Origin of the sequence: Streptomyces sporangiiformans, from assembly GCF_005768555.2 — a bacterium.
GTDB classification, from domain to species: domain Bacteria; phylum Actinomycetota; class Actinomycetes; order Streptomycetales; family Streptomycetaceae; genus Streptomyces; species Streptomyces sporangiiformans.
Window position 1 is genome coordinate 1 of sequence record NZ_VCHX02000281.1, and the last position, 12,429, is coordinate 12,429.

The 12,429-nt window shown below is 66.7% G+C and carries 12 protein-coding genes and 5 pseudogenes; 6 read left to right on the forward strand and 11 right to left on the reverse strand.

Features of this window, described 5'->3' with window-relative positions:
* Both FGD71_RS48095 and FGD71_RS36260 read right to left on the reverse strand, forming a co-directional pair.
* Nucleotides 1-188 (reverse strand): hypothetical protein (locus tag FGD71_RS48095; RefSeq protein WP_205571184.1); only part of this gene is annotated, 188 nt, incomplete at its 3' end.
* 226 nt (nt 189-414) lie between these two features.
* Nucleotides 415-933: a BRCT domain-containing protein gene (locus FGD71_RS36260; RefSeq protein ID WP_140936038.1), complete on the reverse strand. Its 519-nt coding sequence runs from the start codon at nt 931-933 to the stop codon at nt 415-417.
* A gap of 84 nt (nt 934-1,017) precedes the next feature.
* Here FGD71_RS36260 and FGD71_RS36265 point away from each other — a divergent pair.
* A pseudogene (locus FGD71_RS36265) lies at nt 1,018-1,377 on the forward strand (helix-hairpin-helix domain-containing protein); the annotation flags it as partial.
* A 259-nt stretch (nt 1,378-1,636) separates the two neighbouring features.
* On the opposite strand, the gene FGD71_RS36270 reads toward FGD71_RS36265, so the two are convergent.
* Nucleotides 1,637-2,197, reverse strand: a complete 561-nt coding sequence (locus FGD71_RS36270; protein ID WP_162931326.1) for a TetR/AcrR family transcriptional regulator — start codon at nt 2,195-2,197, stop codon at nt 1,637-1,639.
* A 120-nt stretch (nt 2,198-2,317) separates the two neighbouring features.
* Here FGD71_RS36270 and FGD71_RS36275 point away from each other — a divergent pair, with 120 nt between their 5' ends.
* Together FGD71_RS36275 and FGD71_RS36280 are read left to right on the forward strand one after the other, a co-directional pair.
* Complete coding sequence (locus FGD71_RS36275; RefSeq protein WP_119104801.1) at nt 2,318-2,839, forward strand: cupin domain-containing protein; 522 nt, start codon at nt 2,318-2,320, stop codon at nt 2,837-2,839.
* Between the two features lie 121 nt (nt 2,840-2,960).
* A complete protein-coding gene (locus tag FGD71_RS36280; RefSeq protein ID WP_119104808.1) occupies nt 2,961-3,470 on the forward strand; it encodes a hypothetical protein in 510 nt (169 codons plus the stop codon).
* Here FGD71_RS36280 and FGD71_RS49975 read toward each other — a convergent pair.
* The 3 genes and pseudogenes from FGD71_RS49975 to FGD71_RS36295 form a co-directional block, all read right to left on the reverse strand.
* Nucleotides 3,409-3,702, reverse strand: a complete 294-nt coding sequence (locus FGD71_RS49975) for a transposase (RefSeq protein WP_338120101.1) — start codon at nt 3,700-3,702, stop codon at nt 3,409-3,411. The two genes, FGD71_RS36280 and FGD71_RS49975, sit on opposite strands and share 62 nt — an antisense overlap.
* Nucleotides 3,669-4,217: pseudogene (locus tag FGD71_RS49360) on the reverse strand (IS5 family transposase); the annotation flags it as partial. The gene FGD71_RS49975 and the pseudogene FGD71_RS49360, both read right to left, overlap by 34 nt.
* Before the next feature lie 304 nt (nt 4,218-4,521).
* Complete coding sequence (locus FGD71_RS36295) at nt 4,522-4,977, reverse strand: hypothetical protein (RefSeq protein ID WP_162931327.1); 456 nt, start codon at nt 4,975-4,977, stop codon at nt 4,522-4,524.
* A gap of 222 nt (nt 4,978-5,199) precedes the next feature.
* On the opposite strand from FGD71_RS36295, the pseudogene FGD71_RS36300 reads away from it, so the two are divergent.
* Nucleotides 5,200-5,776: pseudogene (locus tag FGD71_RS36300) on the forward strand (transposase).
* Between the two features lie 1,006 nt (nt 5,777-6,782).
* On the opposite strand, the gene FGD71_RS36305 reads toward FGD71_RS36300, so the two are convergent.
* The 4 genes and pseudogenes from FGD71_RS36305 to FGD71_RS50320 all read right to left on the reverse strand — a co-directional run.
* A complete protein-coding gene (locus FGD71_RS36305; protein WP_119104803.1) occupies nt 6,783-7,379 on the reverse strand; it encodes a hypothetical protein in 597 nt (198 codons plus the stop codon).
* Between the two features lie 24 nt (nt 7,380-7,403).
* Complete coding sequence (locus FGD71_RS36310) at nt 7,404-8,207, reverse strand: IS5 family transposase (protein WP_240436943.1); 804 nt, start codon at nt 8,205-8,207, stop codon at nt 7,404-7,406.
* 178 nt (nt 8,208-8,385) lie between these two features.
* Nucleotides 8,386-8,910: a GtrA domain-containing protein gene (locus tag FGD71_RS36315; RefSeq protein WP_119104804.1), complete on the reverse strand. Its 525-nt coding sequence runs from the start codon at nt 8,908-8,910 to the stop codon at nt 8,386-8,388.
* A 325-nt stretch (nt 8,911-9,235) separates the two neighbouring features.
* Nucleotides 9,236-9,313, reverse strand: a pseudogene (locus tag FGD71_RS50320) (ABC transporter permease); the annotation flags it as partial.
* Nucleotides 9,314-9,501: 188 nt separating this feature from the next.
* Here FGD71_RS50320 and FGD71_RS36320 point away from each other — a divergent pair.
* Entirely contained in the window at nt 9,502-10,614 is a 1,113-nt protein-coding gene (locus tag FGD71_RS36320; protein ID WP_119104805.1) for an ABC transporter substrate-binding protein, read from the forward strand.
* Nucleotides 10,615-10,738: 124 nt separating this feature from the next.
* Here FGD71_RS36320 and FGD71_RS36330 read toward each other — a convergent pair.
* Nucleotides 10,739-11,067: pseudogene (locus FGD71_RS36330) on the reverse strand (helix-turn-helix domain-containing protein); the annotation flags it as partial.
* 375 nt (nt 11,068-11,442) lie between these two features.
* Here FGD71_RS36330 and FGD71_RS36335 point away from each other — a divergent pair.
* Entirely contained in the window at nt 11,443-12,345 is a 903-nt protein-coding gene (locus FGD71_RS36335) for a carbon-nitrogen hydrolase family protein (RefSeq protein ID WP_240436945.1), read from the forward strand.
* Nucleotides 12,346-12,429: the final 84 nt, after the last annotated feature.

Sequence of the window (12,429 nt, forward strand, 5' to 3'; positions counted from 1 at the left end):
GCGACTGTCTCTTCCTCACGACCAGACCAACGAGCAGACAAGCCCACGGTCACAAGATCAAAGCTTTTGTTAGAGCCAGTTAGGCCATCGGGCGCCAGCGCCCAGTCCGGAGGCCTGTTCCCCCCGTTCGTCACCGACGCACTGGCGATGGGATAGGTGTATGTCGCGTCGTCGAACGGATCGAACACCCCTACCTGGTTGGTGTGGTAGGCGAGCCCTACACGTGTGCTGTCAGCCGACCACTGGATGGTGTCGTCGTAGCCGGGCCAGCCAACGCCACCTTCGATCCGGTCGAGAACGTTGACGCAACGACCACTGGCGATCTCCCAGATCTGCAGCGCACCACCGCGGTTGTAATCGTCGCCGCACCCGCTGCTGGTCGCCAGATAGCGTCCGCACGGGCTGACGGCGTAATCATCGATCTCGGTGAAGTGGCCGAACGGATGCTGCAGCCGCGTCGAGGCTGCGAATCCGTTCCGTGGCGAAGCGGTGCACCTCGGTGACTCCGTGCGTCTGCTCCAACTCCTGCAGCCGATCCCGCAGCGGCAGCAGGTCCCACTCGGACACGAAGGCGGACCAGTCCGCTTCCCGCAGAACGCCCAGCAGCGCGTCCGGGTCCGCGGCCGACGCCAGCGAAGCGTGGTCCACGAAGGTGCCCGCCCCGTCGGCGCCGGGCCTATCGCCGGCCGAGGCCTCGGCCGCCTGCTTGAGCAGGGCCCGCAACGTCTTCCAGTCGTAGACCGGTATGCCGAGCTGACTCGCTGCCCCGATCTTGCGACCGGCCACATCATGAGAGCGGAAGATCAGGTCTGTCTTGCCGGACACCGTTTTCGTCACCCGCGCGCCCAGCGCCTCGAGCCCAGCCTTCGCCTCGGCCTGCGACAGGCCGTAGAACCGGCCCATTAACACAACTGTCTTCCCCTGAAGATCCATATCTGCACCGTAGGGCCACCCACTGACAAGCGGGCGGTGAGGTTGGATGGGGCATGGCTTCACGAGGAACGTGAGCACGACGTCCGGGTGCTGTGCGCGCTCGGGGTCCGCGGCACCGGCCGGTCCGTGTCCCGCCGGATCGCCCGCTACTTCTCGACCATGGACCGCATCCGCACCGCCGATGCCGAAAAGATGCAGCAGGTCGAGGGCATCGGCGCCGAACTAACCCCGCTCATCGACAAACTCGCCGCCGCCGGGGTGAACATGACCGAACCCGGCGCCACCCCACCGAGCGCGACCGCCGCCGATGACTCAGACGGCGTCTCGGAGAGCGAGGATTCGGCGGGCGGGCCGCTGGCCGGGATGACGGTGGTCGTGACCGGCGCGATGACCGGACCGCTGGAGAAACTCAAAGGATCTTGGTCATTGAGGCTGGTCGGGCGTGACCGGTGTGGTGATTCGGCCGTTCGTGATGTGTGAGTACGCGGCCGTGGAAAATAATGGTGGGGCTGCTGGCCAACTCGTGGCACACCTGGGAGCGATGGATGCAATAGCTCGCGCTGCAGCAATCGGGTGCCGATACAGCTTGCTAGGAATCTTCGATCCGAAGCGGCTCCGGCCCATGATCAAGCAAATGCGTGCCTAGTACTCCAGCTGTAGATCGTGATCTTGCTGGTGGGGGTCGGCGCGGAGACGGCTTCCGTTATCCCGCCGCCGCGCCGACCATCGCCTCCATGAGATCTGCAGCCTCTTCGCTCGTGAGCGATCCGTCCCGGACGAGCGAGTGCCATGTCACGAACGAGATCGCGTGACCGACGGCTGCCGCCGCGCGCACGCGCGCACGACCTCGCTCGCGGCGTCCCGTCATCAGTGAACGAGCGACGTGGCGGAAGTATCCGAAGAACGCCTCGCGGGCCGCCGGCGGGACAGCATCGATATCGCGGATGCCTAGCGAGAGCATCGTCTCCGTTTCCTCGTACCACCGATACAGATCGCGCACCGCCACGCGAAAGCGCTCGTTGGGTGAGGCGATGCCGATCCACGACGTCGGGTCGGGCATGGGATGCCGCTCGTAGTAGTGGGCGTTGCATGCCTCGAAGAGCACCTGAAGATCGGGGAAATGGTTGTACACCGTGGCACGCTGCACGCCCGCGCGCTCGGCGATGGCCTTGATGGTCGTCTTCGCGGGGCCGAGCGTTTCGTGGAGCTCGACCGTCGCTTCGACGATTCGTTGCCGGGTCTCGGCTTCGGTGAGCGCACGCATCCTCTTCCGGTACGGGCGTGGCGACTCCATTTTCGCTGAACACATATGTTAGCCAATCTTGACAAGCTGGCCCTGCTGCCTTTTCACTGTACATGGGTGTCAGCCAAATGGAGGTGCGGCATGAGTGCAGCGACTGCAGCGGCCACGACCGTCAAGGTTGTCCAGCCCGGTGAAGGTCGGCGCGGCGAATTGGTGCCCGGCATCGGGGTGATCTTCAAGATCGACGGTGCCGACTCCGGTGGGGCTCTCGCCGTCGTCGAGCACCCTTTCGAGGTCGGCGGATTCGTCCCGCCCCACGTCCACCACCGAGAGGATGAGTTCTCCATCGTGCTCGAGGGCGAGATCGGCTTCCGGTCCGAGGGCAAGGAGATCGTGCTCGGTCCGGGCGGATACATCGTGAAGCCGCGCGGCGAGGTCCACGCGATGTGGAACGCCGGGCTGACGCCCGCGCGCATGATCGAGATCATCTCACCTGCCGGATTCGAAGAGCTCTTCCGGACGGTGGTCGACCTGACCGAGCGCGGCGAAGCAGAGATGTCGAAGATCGTCGAGCTCGCGAACCGCTACGAGGTCCCAATGGCGGAGCCCGAATGGTTCGCGGATGTCATCGAGCGCTACCAGCTCTCCATGCCAACGTCTTAGAGGTCGTTCTCTTTCCGAACCTCACGTGCGGTTTCCGCTGGTCCGGCATGAGGTGGCGGCTGGCACGGAAGTCTCGGATCGTTGCTGACCGAGATGTCGTGGGGGGTGGCAGATGCCGTCGATGCGGGCGGTGTTGGAAGCGCGGCAGAAGGCCGCGGTGGTGCAGGTGGAAGAACTCGCAGCCGAGTTGGAGCGGGTCCAGGCGGCTCTGGCGGAGGCGGAAGAGGTGCTCCGGCGCCGGGTGATCGGCCTGGAGCAGTATCTGGAGGCGTTGGCCGAGGCCGATGTGCCCGCCGTGGTGACCGACGGAGTCTCGCAGAAGAGCCCGGTGGGACCGCGTCGGGCGGTGCCGCACTGCCAGGACGCGGCCGGCATCGAGGTGCTGTCGGTGGACTACCAGGCGTTGATGGCCGCCGCCGTGGAGGCGGGTTCTGATGGGCTGGGTGCCCGGCGGGCAGCGGTGGTGCTGGGCTGGGACAGCGCGTCCGTTTCCCGCGTCGAAGGGGCTCGGGCTCGGCTGAAACGGCTGGTGGAACGGGGCTGGCTGGTCGAGGAGAAGCCGGGCAGGTTCACGTTGCCCGTGCCGGAGCAGGACGCTGTCGGCGCTGGGCGGCCAGGCGGCGGCTCATGAGCATGGTTATCGACCACAGGATGACGGCTTCGCTGGTGACGGTGCGTCGCTCGTAGTCGCGGACCAGGCGCCGGCTGCGCAGGAGCCAGGCGAAGGATCTTTCGACGACCCAGCGGCGGGGCAGGATCTGAAACCTTGGGCGTCGTCGCTGCGGCGGACGATGTCGAGGACGACTCCGAGGTGCTGGGTGGTCCAGTCGGTGAGGTGGCCGGTGTAACCGCCGTCGGCCCAGACCCGAGCCAGCCGCCGGAAGTGATTCTTCGCTGCGGGCAGCAGCATGCCGGCCGCGTCCCGGTCGGTCGTGGACGCCGGCTTGACCAGCACGGCCAGTAGAAGTCCGAGGGTGTCGGTGAGCAAGTGGCGTTTGCGCCCGTTGATCTTTTTCCCCGCGTCGTATCCCCGTGAGGCGAGGGCGACCGTGGCGTCCGCCTTCACCGACTGCGAGTCCACGACCGCCGCGCTTGGCTCCGGGCTGCGGCCCTCCGCCCGGCGGACGGCCTCGCGCAGCCGTTCATGGAGCTCGGCCACCAGCCCTGCATCCCGCCAGCGGGCGAAGAAGGCATACACCCGCGGCCAGGGCGGGAAGTCGGACGGCATCGCCCGCCACTTGATGCCGTTGTCGACGAGATAGCGCACCGCGTCGATCATCTGCCGGTGGCAGTAGCCCTCCGGACGACCGCCCCGGCCCGCAAGCCAGCCCGGAACCGGCAGCAGACCCCGCACCGACGCCCACTCGGCATCGCTCATGTCCGAGCCGTACCGAGGCTGACGCTCCGGCCGGTCGGCCGCGTTCCCGAACCGATGGGCGAGACAGTCACACCCAGGAGTGGACGGACTGGACCCGGCAACCACGACCACGCGACACTTCGACAACAGGGCCTCTTGCTTCTCGCTGGACTCGACAACCGCGAGCTACCAAGAGGCCCTTCCTTCATGCCTCGACGCCAGCCAAGTCACCCGATCCAGCACGCCGTTCGAACCAGGCCGAGCGCACGAACGGATAGAGAACGGCGCAGTCAGTTACGCACTGCGGCGTGCAGGGTCGGCATGGCTACAGGCGCGCGGTGAACTTCCCGTCGCCACGTTTGTGCAGCCAGCAGCGGTCCGCGAGCTTGACCAGCTTCGCCCGCAACGGCTCCAGCTTCCCGCGCACCTCCACCTGAAGGCCCAGCTCTTCGCCCACCGCCCGCACCTGCACCGCACCGTCGGCGGCCCGCACGATCGCCAGGATCCGGCGGTAGTCGCCAGGAAGCGCGGCCTCGTCAACGCTGTCGTCACGGTGCGGGACCAGCAGCACCGCACGCCCGCCAACCTCCGCCGACGCCGGTGCGACGGCAGCCCGCTCCCCAGCGATCTGCTCGCTCATCCGCGCCAGAACCCGCTCGGCGACCGCGAGTTCGTCCCGCTCGGCCCGCACCTGGTCCAGCTGCTTGACCAGCTGTTCTTCCAGCCCGTCCAGTTCCGCGCGGCGCGCGGCGATCCGTTCCAGTACCTCGGGGTCCACCATGACCGGGAGCGTAGGAGCATCGCGGGCTGGAACGGGCCAGAACCCACGAAGACCTCCCTGCCCGACGATCTACCCGGCAGACTGCCGCGCGCGACCAGCACGAGCACCCGGGCACGAAATCACACCAGGCCCGTGACCTGACACTTCACGATGCACGCAACTCATTGATGTGGCTGAGCTCTTCAGACGATGTCTTGATTGGCCATCACTCATTGCTGCGGCATGGGCATAGTTGAGCGGCTGGTGCCGTACGCGCTGTGGGAGATCTTCCAAAACAGGGCGTCGGAGGCACCGATGAGTGCGCAGGGTGGCGGCCGACGGCGGTGTGATGACCGAGCTGTGCTGACGGCGATCACCTTCGTCGCCACTGTGCCGGCTGTACCTGGCGGCAACTGCCGCCGGTCTTCGGTGCTTCTTGGCAGATGGTGCATCGGTACTTCACCGACTGGTCCGCCGCCCGGGCGTGGGCGAAGCTGCACGGGGTGGTACTGGACCGACTCGGTGCCGACGGCGAGTTGGACCGGTCGCGGTGCGCGATCGACTAGGTCAGCATCCGTGCAGTCTCATCATCTCCGCAGCTGGCTGCGACGTCGCCAGATCGTGCCGCGCATCGCCCGCCGCGGGAAGGAGAACTCCAGTCGCCTGGCTCGGTACCGCTGCATGGTCGAGCTGCACGATGTCGTGGCTGAACGGGTGCCGCCGCCTCCACCGCCATGAACACAGGGCCGAGCACTTCCTTGCCTTCGCCGACATCGCCGCATCCGTCATCTGCTACCGCCGTATGTCAAACGGGAACTGATACGCCATCGGCGTCAGTGCCACCTCGGCGGGATGTTGCACAGTTGCGGCTGCAGATCCCAGCCGGCCGGTCGGGCCTTGGACTCAAACCACGTAGCCCCAGCATCAACCAAAGATCCACGCAGACGGCGACCTGAGCCAAGCTGTCATTCCCAACGCCGGACTCGTCGCCCCAGCATCCACAGATGACGAACTGGGACAAGCCGCGCTCGTCGAAGCGCACGACCTGCACTGTCCTCTCTCGGCGACACTGTCATGCTGCGCGCTCTGTTCGACCGGCTGGCGGAGCACCAGCCCGTCCACCTCAGGCGCAGTGCAGCGGAACAGCTCAGCCGTCTTGCGTGCAGCCTCGAATCCTCATGGTGGCTGCCCGGGGCCGGGAGGTTCGAAGTCACGGAAGCAGGGCGGAACATGTTCGTCCAGGGGCTCCGCTCGACCCTGGGCGATGAGGACCATTCAGTCCGAGTGAACGTCGCCAGAGCCTTGCAGAACGTTGGTGAGCAGTAGCCGTTGCTCACATGGAGCAGGCCCGGTTGGTTGAGACCGGCGGATGGCGTCCTGGCCGTCGCCCGCGCCCGCACCGCCGACCAGCAAACCCACCGGCCAACTCGCCCCCGCCAGCCGCCGCGAACTGCTCCGTCTCCTGCGCGCCACCGTCCTGCCCCTGGCCCCGCCGCGACCTGGGCCACCTCCTGCACTGGCCCACCTGGCGCCGCCGTCACCAGCACCGAGCCGTCGAAGCCCACCACCGATGGAACAGCATCACCGCCGCCGCTACCTTCCGACCAGCAACGATGACCTGCCGATCAAGAACTACAGCTGCCGTGAATGAGCGACGCCCAATCAAGATGTCGTCGTACAAGTCATCTCAATTGGTGGGTAAGCGGTGGCAGGTGAGAGTGCAAGCGATGCTGGTAGTCACCGCACGCCGTCATGCGATCCCTCCGCTCTCGCCGGCTCGGAGGGTGTGGCCTTCAGCTTGAGCGGGGGCCAGGGGCGCGCGGCGCCTACTCCGGAAGCGTTTGTGCCACCTTCAAGCCGTGATGGGCGAGGTGAGTTGTAAGGAGCTGGGCCAGGACGCTGGCCGCGTCGTTGGCATCCAGCAGCCGGTCGGCATCCGTGTCCCCCGAGGGGAAGGCGAAGTGCCCGGGCAGAACGATGGCCCGGGTGAAGAAATCGCACAAGACGTCGAAGGACTCTTCATCTGAGCGATCGGGAGCGGTCTTACCCAGCGCCGTGAGGCCGGCTTCCACGATGGTGTTGATGTATCGTCGGCGCGCGTTTCTCTGGTGTCGAGCCTCGCTGGAGGCACTCTCCTCGGTTGCCTCCACCACTCGAAACCTGCTGGGGTCACTGCCAGGCCCGCTAGTCGGCCAGTGGTCCGCTTCGCGGACCTTCACCAGGGCCTGCTCCATCGAACCTGCGTGGACATGGTTCACCCGCCGGATCCCCTCATCGGTGCTCTCCAGCTCGATCCGGTAGCGACGCAGGTCGTCTTCCTGCACCTCGTGCGACTCCTCCGGCGTGTGCTTCAGGTCATCGATCCCGGACTCTACTGTGATCGGAAGCTCGTTCGCGTTCTGATTCGATGGTGACTCGCTCATCCGCTTTCCCTATAGCCGATCATCTCAATTAGCAAGTCTGCGGTAGCAGATGAGGATGCAGGCAATGCTCGTGAAGGCAAGGAGGTGGCTGGCTTTGCACTCGTAGCAGCGGTGCAAGCGGCGGCATCCGGCGAGCCAGGCCATGGTGCGTGCGACGGTCCAGCGATGTCGGCCCAGCCGTTGCGAGGCGTCGACACCCTTGCGGGCAATACGAGGTGTGATCCCGCGAGCGCGAAACCACCGTCGCAGGTGGTCGTAGTCGTAGCCCCTGTCGCCGTGAAACTTGCCGGGTCGGCGTCGCCGCCGGCCGCGCCGGTAGCAGATCGGCGGCATGCCTTGCACCAGCGGCATCAGGGCCTGGCTGTCGTGGAGGTTCGCGCCGGAGATGCCCACGGACAGGGCAGACCGGTCCGCTCGGTGCTCAAGTGAACCTTCGAGCCGTACTTGCCCCGGTCGACAGGATTCGGGCCCGCCCGGTCCCCTTTGCAAAGCCCGCATGTTCACCGAGTCGATCGCACAGCGGGACCAGTCCAGCTCGCCGCGGTCGCCGAGCTCGTCCAGGACGAGGCGGCGGAGTTTCGCCCACACCCGGGCCTTCGGCCACTCGGCGAAGCGCCGGTGAGCCGTTGCCCCCGACGGCCCGAAGAAGGCGGACGGCAGCTGCTGCCAGGTACAGCCCGACGTCGCCACGAACACGATCGCAGCCAGCACCTCCCGGTCACCGTGGCGGCGTCGGCCACCCCCTTGAGGGCAGGTCGGCACCTTCGGCACCACCCGCTGGAAAAACTGCCACAGCTCATCCAGCACCAGCCGCTCAACGGTCCCCACACGCGCAGGCTGTCCAACAGCCCAAATGAGATGACCTGTTAGCTGGCCAGTTAGCGGTCTGGTTGGCCGGTGTGTGCGCTCTAGGCGGCCGGCAGGCAGGGTCCCGGCACGGGCGCGTGGTGTGACGGGCCTCAAGGAATCGCGGCCGGTCGGTGCGGCACGCCGCCCGGCGGAACGGTCAGGCGGTGCGGCAGAGCACCGCCGGGTCGGCGGGTGACGCGACGCGGGCCACGGTCGCGTGCACGGGACGGGCGGTGCGGACGGTGGCCACGACCTGCGAGCGCTTCCGCGCGAAGACAACGAGGCGCAGCACCGCGAACCGCGCGACACCGGCGAGTGCGGAGGCGGACAGGTAGACGACCTGCTCGAGCACCGCACTGGGTGCGGCCACCAACTGCTGCAGGACGAGCATCGCCATGCAGGTCACCGTATACGCGGCCGCCGCGGACCCGGCCGACTGCGCATGCTGGCGCCAGGTCGCGCGCCCGCCTGCACCGAAGGTGAAGCGAGCGTGCAGCTCGGTTGCGAGGAGCGTGGAGACCGCGGTGATCAGGGCGTTGGCCAGACCCCAAGGAATCCAGGAGGCGAGCTCCGCCACGGCGAAGCTGGAGGCGAGCCCCACTCCGCCGCCGCAGAGCACGAAGCGGGTGAAGGCGGTGAATGCGCCGGGTGCCGCCTGCTGCTGGCTTTGCGCTGTATCCATGATCCAACCCCCTTGAATCGCTCACTCCGCGAAACGCGCACCTATCGACCTGTCAGGCCTTCGGCCCGTTGTTTCTTAAGGCGGAAACGCTACGTTGCATTCATACATCAGGCAACAAGCTCGTTCCGCGGGATCCATATTTACGCAGGCTAGAGCCGACAAATCGTTGCAATGACTTGATGCTAATGCAACAAGTGAGCCTTGTTCGTTGCAATGGATTGAAGGTGAACGCTATACCGGAGGTACCGCTCGGCCTACGAGCGCATCAGCGGCACAGCACGCGCGCCAAACGGCAGATGGTTGGCCCGGCAGGCACCGAGGCGCCGGCCCGCCACCCGTTGTGGCCGATCTCGGTGGCGAGCAGCAGCCCGCGCAGCGTCTCGATGGCCGGGGTTAACGGCTTGTTGAAGCCGGGCAGCTCAGCGAACAAATAATCGGTTGCCCGTTGGCAGTGGTGGTGGATGCAATGTCCGGCATGGTCACCCAGGTGCGCCCGCCACGGCGCGATGAGATGCACGCGTACTACCGGGCTTTGCCAGTCTGCGATCCAGGCAAACCGCAACCGCATCGTCGCACGGGAGACGCCGACGCATGAGTACGCCACCATCACCACCTGGAGCGGAGCGGACTGACGGATCGTCTGTCCAGATCGGTGCTCTCGTTCCGCTGACTCGGCCTGGCTGGGTCGAGGCAGGCCAACACTTGCTCGCTGGACTCGAGTTGGCCGTTCGCGAAGTCAATGACGCCGGCGGGATCGTCGGAAGACCACTCGAGCTGGTGGTCCGAGACACCGCGGCTGATCCACAGAGGGCCGCGGCGGCCGTAGAGGAATTGGCTCGCCTGGGCGTGGCTGCCTTGGCCGGGGAGTATCACAGCGTCGTCGCTCGCGCCGCTGCCGCCAAGGCCGACGCCCTCGGCCTGCCGTTCCTCTGCTCGTCAGCGGTTCTCGACGCGCTCACCGAACAGCCAACGGAATGGGTCGCGCGCCTCTCCCCGCCGCAGTCCCGCGGCTGGCAGGTCTACGCAGACTTCCTCCTCAGCGCGGGCCACAGCCGAATCGCCGTAGCAGCCCAGCCGAGTGTCTACTGGGCATCTGGGGCCCGCATTCTGCGGGACTACCTCGCTCCACGCGGCGGCACCGTGATCGAACTCGACATGCGCGCGCTCGCCCCCACGGCCGTGTGCGACGAACTCGTCGACAGTCGCGCGACAGCCCTCCTTCTTCTGGTCGGCCACCCGGAGCCGGCAGTGTCGATCGTCAAGTCTGTCCGCCGCGACCAGCGCCTCGCCGAGATCATGATCGGTGCTCCGGCCGGGCAACCGGAGTTCGCCGAATGGGCAACGTTGCTGGGCAACGACAGCGCCGCGATCCCGTTCTTGCGCTACCTGCCCGAGCGCCTCAGCCCACTCGGTACACGAGTCGAGACGGCCCTCCGCGAGCGGCTGGGCGAAGCGCCCTCCTTCGTCGCCTTCGAGGGCTACGACACGGTCGCCGTCCTCGCCGATGTGCTGCGTTCCTACGGCGCGGATCGGGCGCGCACTGCCCAATCCTGGCCGCGCGTTGCAGTCGAAGGCACCCGCGGGCAGATCCAGTTCTCCCGCACGCCAGGCATCAGCGTTTGGCAATGGGCCTCGACGCCGATCCAAGTCGTTGATCGAGATCCGGCGGACCCCGATCGCTTTCGGATCCTTCACGCCAGCTGAGAGAGCACGGAGATCCGACTGCCCACCCCGCTCACTAAGGTCGTCGAACTCACGGCAGAGCAATTCCACCCGAGGCGGAAAACGCCTACCTGACGATGAACCAACTCGCCTCGAAGCCGCAGTCGGGGTTCTTGCCGCGTCGGCCCCAGGTGCAGCCCTTGGGCGGACGGCCGGTCACGCCCGCTTCGTCCTCGAAACAGACGAACGCGCCGGTCGCCGCCCGGAGGGTTTTACCACCTGCCAGGTCGCCTCCCGCCATGCGGTGATCGCGTCCTCGTCCCGTTCGGCGGCGGGCCGGGCAGGCACCTGCACACTGAAGCCCATCCGGTGCAGCAGCCGCGTGACGCCGGAGGCGCTGTAGGAGAGGTGGAACTTCCGCCCGATCAGCGTGCGCACCCGTGCGGTGGTCCACACCTGGTCGTCACTCCAGCCGTGCGCGGCCGGCCCCTTCTCTGTCAAGTTCAGCGTGTTGAGCTGAGGTGTTCTTTCCAGCCGTCAGCACTTCGACGGTGCGCTGGACGTGTTGAAGGATGTTGACGGAGCTCGCGACCGACGACATGATGACCGACTGCGTGGCCTACGCCGAACCTCCCGCGACCGTCCCCAGCGCGGTCTCCCGTCGGAGGCAAAGGGACCAGCGTCTCAGGCCGTTGTTGCAGCCCGATCGCCTCGGGCGAGGTTGCTGGGGAGCCGTCGCTCAAGGCGTGGAAGGCCGCGATGACAGCCCGTAGGAACTTCAAGCGCCAGGTGCGTGCCCGCGCCGCCAAGACCGGTGAGTCCTACACGTCCGCCCTGCGGCACTTCCGTCCGACTCCATCAGGAGACGTCATGTCGGAAGCAAAGAATCCCCAGAGCGTGCGGCTCGCCGTAGCGCAGACGCTCGTACGCGAAGACCCCCGAGACGTTGAAGCGCTGCGCGAAAGCGGGCGTGAGGTCCGTGCTCTGATGCGCGAGGCCAGCGCTCAAGGAGCGAGGCTCGTGCACTTTCCGGAAGGCGCGATCTGCTTTCCCAACAAGTTCGTTATGTCCGTCGACGGCCCGGACGCGGTCGGCCCGGCGGACTGGGACCGGTGCCAGTGGCCGGTGCTCCAATCGGAGTTGGCTGCGATCGCCGAGCTGGCCCGCGAGTTGCGGCTGTGGACGGTGATCGCATCGGTGCACCGCCTGACCGAGCCAAACCGCCCGCACAACAGCCTCTACGTCATCTCCGATCGCGGCGCCGTCGTCACGCGCTACGACGAGCGTCTCCTGTCGAAGACGAAGATCTCGTACATGTACTCGCCGGGCGTCTCACCGGTGACCTTCGAGGTCGACGGTGTGCGCTTTGGCTGCCTGCTCGGCATGGAGATCCACTACCCGGAGCTGTGGGCGGAATACGAGAAGCTGGATGTCGACTGCGTCCTGTTCTCTACCAGCGGCACCCCGGGTAACACCGCCGCCCAAGCCCAAGGCCACGCCGCGGTCAACAGCTACTGGGTCAGCTTGTCAGTGGCCTCACAGCACAGCGCCACCGCACCGTCCGGAATCGTCGCTCCCAATGGCCACTGGCTTGCGCGGTGCCCCGCGGACGGTTCGCCATCGGTAGCCGTCGTGAACCTGGACGACAGTTCCGAGGCCGCCGCGGACGCAGTGACCTACGGGCGTCCCTGGCGTCGTGAGGCGAGCGCGGGCATCTACACCGAGCACCAGGTGATCGACCCGCGCAGCGAAGACCGGACAGCGGCCTTCTAGGTGTATTGATCACGAGCGTTGTTGACACCGGCCGGGCTTGATCATGGCGAAGACCTCCGATGTGGTGGAGCTGTCTAGGAACAC

What these genes read in the sequence shown, in the direction of transcription:
- FGD71_RS36305 (WP_119104803.1), bottom strand. Translation starts at nt 7,379, where the DNA reads ATGAGCGAGTCACCATCGAATCAGAACGCGAACGAGCTTCCGATCACA.
- FGD71_RS36295 (WP_162931327.1), bottom strand. Translation starts at nt 4,977, where the DNA reads ATGGTGGACCCCGAGGTACTGGAACGGATCGCCGCGCGCCGCGCGGAA.
- FGD71_RS36320 (WP_119104805.1), top strand. Translation starts at nt 9,502, where the DNA reads ATGAGTACGCCACCATCACCACCTGGAGCGGAGCGGACTGACGGATCG.
- FGD71_RS36260 (WP_140936038.1), bottom strand. Translation starts at nt 933, where the DNA reads ATGGATCTTCAGGGGAAGACAGTTGTGTTAATGGGCCGGTTCTACGGC.
- FGD71_RS36315 (WP_119104804.1), bottom strand. Translation starts at nt 8,910, where the DNA reads ATGGATACAGCGCAAAGCCAGCAGCAGGCGGCACCCGGCGCATTCACC.
- FGD71_RS36275 (WP_119104801.1), top strand. Translation starts at nt 2,318, where the DNA reads ATGAGTGCAGCGACTGCAGCGGCCACGACCGTCAAGGTTGTCCAGCCC.
- FGD71_RS36270 (WP_162931326.1), bottom strand. Translation starts at nt 2,197, where the DNA reads ATGCGTGCGCTCACCGAAGCCGAGACCCGGCAACGAATCGTCGAAGCG.
- FGD71_RS36280 (WP_119104808.1), top strand. Translation starts at nt 2,961, where the DNA reads ATGCGGGCGGTGTTGGAAGCGCGGCAGAAGGCCGCGGTGGTGCAGGTG.
- FGD71_RS36335 (WP_240436945.1), top strand. Translation starts at nt 11,443, where the DNA reads ATGTCGGAAGCAAAGAATCCCCAGAGCGTGCGGCTCGCCGTAGCGCAG.